The sequence below is a fragment of the Ruoffia halotolerans genome, from assembly GCF_014049385.1.
Classification (GTDB): Bacteria; Bacillota; Bacilli; order Lactobacillales; family Aerococcaceae; genus Ruoffia; species Ruoffia halotolerans.
Window position 1 is genome coordinate 1 of the sequence record NZ_JACAOA010000048.1, and the last position, 4,596, is coordinate 4,596.

Consider the following 4,596-nt stretch of genomic DNA (forward strand, 5'->3'; position numbering starts at 1 on the left):
ATTCATCAGTACTAACCCCTTTTTAAGTTATTTCTTAATCTTTAAATGATCAAAATAACCATCCTGCCATAGAATGAGTAATCCACCTAAAATCATAATGGTAAATGACGTTTGATAAAGCACAAAACTAATTGCCAAAGTAATTAAGAACCATTTTATATCTTTCTTGAAGGGATAAAAGCCCAAGTATTTAACGGTGACATTTGTTAAATAATTCAAAGTGATGTAGCGAACCATGATGACAGCAAACGGGAATAAAATTGCTTGAAAAAAATTGTGTGGCGCAATAAGAAAAAAGATAAGAGCGACGATACTATTGTAAAGCCAGAATTTTCGAGGCGTTTTTGTAATAAATTTATTAATCTTTTCCATCTAAATCACTTCTTATAATACCATTTTAGTCAATTCAAACGTGTACGACATTGGTCTAAAGTATGAAGAATGGATAAACAGGAAAAATAATACTGCATCATCTGCCATACTAAAACTAGCGAAACTTTAAAACTACTTTGGAATGTATTCATTGAGAAAAAATTAGTGTCGGATTAGGATGAGTTGTTTTAAGTAGACGGATGACTAAGCTGGTTTGAGGGGATTAGAATGAGTAGAATAAGAGACTTGATAAATAAGGATATTGCTCAGAATCCGTATTTAGAAGAAGAATATAGAAAAGAAGGTATCAGATTAGATATCGCCGTTAAAGTTATGCAACTAAGAGAGTCACAGCATATGACACAAAAAGAATTTGCTAAAAAGACGGGCAAGATCCAATCGGTTATTGCATGAATTGAAAATGGAAACTTAAATGTCACGGTTCAAACTCTCACGGGGCTCATACGAATTATATCGCAAACTCACTGAATATAAAGATAAACATGCTCAATTTCAAGATGACATCATGGAGGAAATTATAGTGACCCAAAAAGTTAGAGTAAAAATCCTAACTTTTTGGGGTCCGTTTCTTTTTTTTGATTTCAATTAAATTGATAAAATTATTGCTACATAAATTGTATCAATGCCTCTTCGACTGACTTAAGTTTTTTATTACTAATAGGAATTGATGAGTCATTTGTCATAATCAGGTTAGCACCGTCTTTTCTTATGATATGCTTGCAATTGATGATAAAAGAACGATGACATAATACGAATTGGGGATGTTTAATTAATTGATGTTTAAGCGAGCCCATTTTTTCGTAAAACCAATCAGTGTATTCGACTGTGGTTAACTCTATTTTACGCGACATACTCTCAAAATATACAATATCATTCAAACGGATTGATTTTTCTGTACCAAATTGGTAATAAGTAAAATATTCATATTCAATATTTAAAAGATTATATACTCTATTTAGTGTGCTATATAAATAATCATAATTGATTGGTTTTGGGATAAAACCTGAAGGTCGAACTTCAAACAAAGCTCGTTCGTAACCGTTTGTGCCTGTTACAAAAATAATCTCAGTAGTATAATCATTTAATACATTTCGTATATACTTAGCTACAGTCAATCCATCTTTGTTTTCCATTTCAATATCTAATAGAATCATACGTTTTTTTGAAATGTCTTTTTGCAGATAATTCAGCAAACTATCACCATTCAAAAAGCTTTTTACACTAGCATTTAAATTTTTAGACATAATTCTATCTAATATATGCTTACTCAAATTTTTTGTGATATATCCATCATCATCACAAATTAGAATTTCAATCATCGAATCCCCCCTTCGATTTCATTTCTTCCGCTCTGAGCTCAAACAATATTACTTTCATAATAAATATCTCATTATTATAATTAATATTTTGTAGACCATTATATTTATTGACGATTCGTCTAACGCTTGCTAATCCAAACCCGTGTAATTCACTAGTTTTTTTTCGAGATAATAATTGGTCCCCTTGTTTATTGACGATGCCATCAAATGAATTGGCAATTTCTATTTTAAGTTTGTTTGCTTCAAAGAGTATTTTTATATTTATGAAACGATTTTCTTGCACAGTCAAACAACCTTCAATGGCATTATCTAATAAATTACCTAAAAGAACAGCTAAATCGACACTATCAAAATAAGTATGCTTAGGTACCTGGATTTCGGTGGATAAGCTAATGTTTTTATTTGATGCTGCCTGTAACTTACTATTTATAACACTATCAATTACCATATTTTTCGTGTTAATCGACTTTTCTTTGAGATTAAGAGGAATGATATTGGTGATGATATCCTCTAATTCAGAATTAGGATAACGATCAATAAATCCATATAATGGAGTTAATCGATTAGCTAAGTCATGGCGAAACTCGCGCCATTCTTCAGTATGGGATTCGAATAGTTGCAATTGATTGGCATAATCTGAATGTACTTGCTCATAATTTTGCTGCTCAGCCAATAAATTAAAACTTCTTGCTAATGCATCATATAATTCAAATAATATAATATTTATTAAAATGAAAAAAACAGCTACTGCGATAAATTCTATCTCTGTTAACAATGGCTTATTTGCTATTAACAGAAAAAATAGAACTGTTATCAAAGGAACTATCAGTTGAACTCGTTCTAAGAAAGTGTGTTTAATATGATATATAGTCTGATATTTACGACGAGACAAATGCTTAATAAATAAGTATTCTGTTAAATAATTCAGTGTTACAGCACTAATAGATTGAAAACTTGAAGCATCTAAATAATTTATGGTAAAAAAATTTAAAGATGTAATCACAAGAATTTCGATAGCAATGAAAGAGAGAATGAGAATAAGAGATTCAGTTAATTGACGAACGATATTTTGACAAAAAAGACTAGAAATTAAATACCCACAAATGATATTCACTAGTAAAGTCAAAAAAGGAATTTCTAAGAAAAGATATGTAAAACTAATTAAGAAATAACTAATGACACAGATTATTGTACTCAAAAAATAAGATTTATTTGTAGATTCAAATCTCATACGAAAATAGGACCAAATATTAAATATATAAATGGGTGTCATTAAAAGGTAAAAGATATCAAAAAAAATCATCAAAATATCCTCTCAATAATAATTTTATAATATTTATATTTTCATAATAACATCTTCAATTGAATAATGTAATAAGGAATATTGAAAATTTCAGTACAATTTAGAGACTTTTCGTTACATTAATAAGGAAATTATTAAATGTGAATGTAAGATAAAGTTAGTAAACAATGAGAGGAGGAAAACTATTGAAGATACTTTTGAGCGTTGTTTAAGGTTATGTTTTATGTTGATAATGTTTATTGCTAAAGTAAATGTATCAGAGAATTTAAGTACATATTTTATTTTTCAACCAACCAGAAGTAAAGCAATAGAAGATTTTTTCTTAGAACATGTATTTATCATCAGATATTAGGTTTTATCCTCGCAAGTATAATTGGTTTGCTATTTGATGTTATTTTTGAACTCTTTATTATCATACTATTGTTTATACCATTAAGAGTATATTGTAGAGGTATAGGGAATAAAATGTATGCCTGGTATGTAACATCTAATTCAGGTAATCCAATAAGTAGAATAATTATAAAGGAGTAAGATATTTTTATGAAAAAAATATTAAAGTATATAATCTTATTAGTATCACTAGTATCTATCAGTTCAACATCCGTTTCTGCCAACGATAATCAAAGTTATGTAAGCGAGAATGAAGAGAGTCCTATTAGCCATATAGTATTTAACTCGAGCAGCGTTCAATTAACTATCAATAATGAAGCACCTGAAGCAAGAGAGGTTATCCTTTTATTAGCAAATCATATGGATAATTCTGCATTGAATCAACTTGATCCCAACTCAGAAGCAGATGATATCCAAGCATTGCAAGATGAGTTAGGAGTTAGTTTTAATGCAATTGAAGATCAGCTTGATTTAGAAAATAATCCGACTGTTTTTAATGTTATTCAACAAATTCAAGATGCATCATCTGGAATATATTCATCTATTGACCCGATGGGAAACGTTGTATTCACTATTACCAACCCAGAGATTGTAGAGTCGGATGAGAGCATTCGCATTAAGTTGTTTAATAATGACCTTATCGAATTCACACGTTCAGATGATAATACTATTGAATACAATTCTTATGAATTTGTGTTAGAATGGTAATAAAAATAAACTCATCTCGATTTTCAGAGTATAGTGACCTTAAGAAGTTAGAGGATTCACTCTAACTTCTTAAGGTTATATAGCATATCAAAGAATATTCATATAGATTGAAATATATCAGATCAATTGACTCTTGTTCTATAAATTGGTTATATTAAGTTATAAATGAATTCGATAAAGTGGGGTGGAATTAATAACTATGTATAAAATTTACTTGTATTTTATGCTAACAACTCTATTTTTAAACATAAGTCCAGTCAAAGCTGAGACAATGGAAGAACAGTTTATTGACTTAAATTATACACTCTCATATGAAACAGCTATCGATTTTTTTGAGGAACTAGATAAGGAAGAGCAAAAACAGCAAAAAGACGATAACTCAGTGTCATTTTCATACGAAAGTGAACTGCTAGTTAACATAATGGAAGAAAAATTCGAGAATATCATAGAAGATGAGTACTTGGAAAAGTTATTAGTCAATGG

Annotated in this window: 6 protein-coding genes; 3 read left to right on the forward strand and 3 right to left on the reverse strand. The window is 29.3% G+C overall.

Annotated features, from left to right (window positions below; genetic code table 11):
- Nucleotides 1-27: 27 nt before the first annotated feature.
- Nucleotides 28-372, reverse strand: a complete 345-nt coding sequence (locus tag HW423_RS10515; protein ID WP_218931863.1) for a hypothetical protein — start codon at nt 370-372, stop codon at nt 28-30.
- Between the two features lie 228 nt (nt 373-600).
- Here HW423_RS10515 and HW423_RS10520 point away from each other — a divergent pair, with 228 nt between their 5' ends.
- Nucleotides 601-786 carry a hypothetical protein gene (locus tag HW423_RS10520; RefSeq protein ID WP_218931864.1) on the forward strand — a complete coding sequence of 62 codons (186 nt, stop codon included), beginning with the start codon at nt 601-603 and terminating at the stop codon, nt 784-786.
- Between the two features lie 212 nt (nt 787-998).
- On the opposite strand, the gene HW423_RS10525 is transcribed toward HW423_RS10520, so the two are convergent.
- Together HW423_RS10525 and HW423_RS10530 are read right to left on the reverse strand one after the other, a co-directional pair.
- Entirely contained in the window at nt 999-1,712 is a 714-nt protein-coding gene (locus HW423_RS10525) for a LytR/AlgR family response regulator transcription factor (RefSeq protein WP_218931865.1), read from the reverse strand.
- A complete protein-coding gene (locus tag HW423_RS10530; protein ID WP_218931866.1) occupies nt 1,705-3,015 on the reverse strand; it encodes a sensor histidine kinase in 1,311 nt (436 codons plus the stop codon). The genes HW423_RS10525 and HW423_RS10530 overlap by 8 nt, the downstream gene beginning before the upstream one ends.
- A 540-nt stretch (nt 3,016-3,555) precedes the next feature.
- Here HW423_RS10530 and HW423_RS10535 point away from each other — a divergent pair.
- Together HW423_RS10535 and HW423_RS10540 are read left to right on the forward strand one after the other, a co-directional pair.
- Nucleotides 3,556-4,113, forward strand: coding sequence for a hypothetical protein (locus HW423_RS10535; RefSeq protein WP_218931867.1), 558 nt, complete (start codon nt 3,556-3,558; stop codon nt 4,111-4,113).
- A 199-nt stretch (nt 4,114-4,312) separates the two neighbouring features.
- A partial coding sequence (locus tag HW423_RS10540; protein ID WP_218931868.1) for a hypothetical protein occupies nt 4,313-4,596 on the forward strand: 284 nt, incomplete at its 3' end.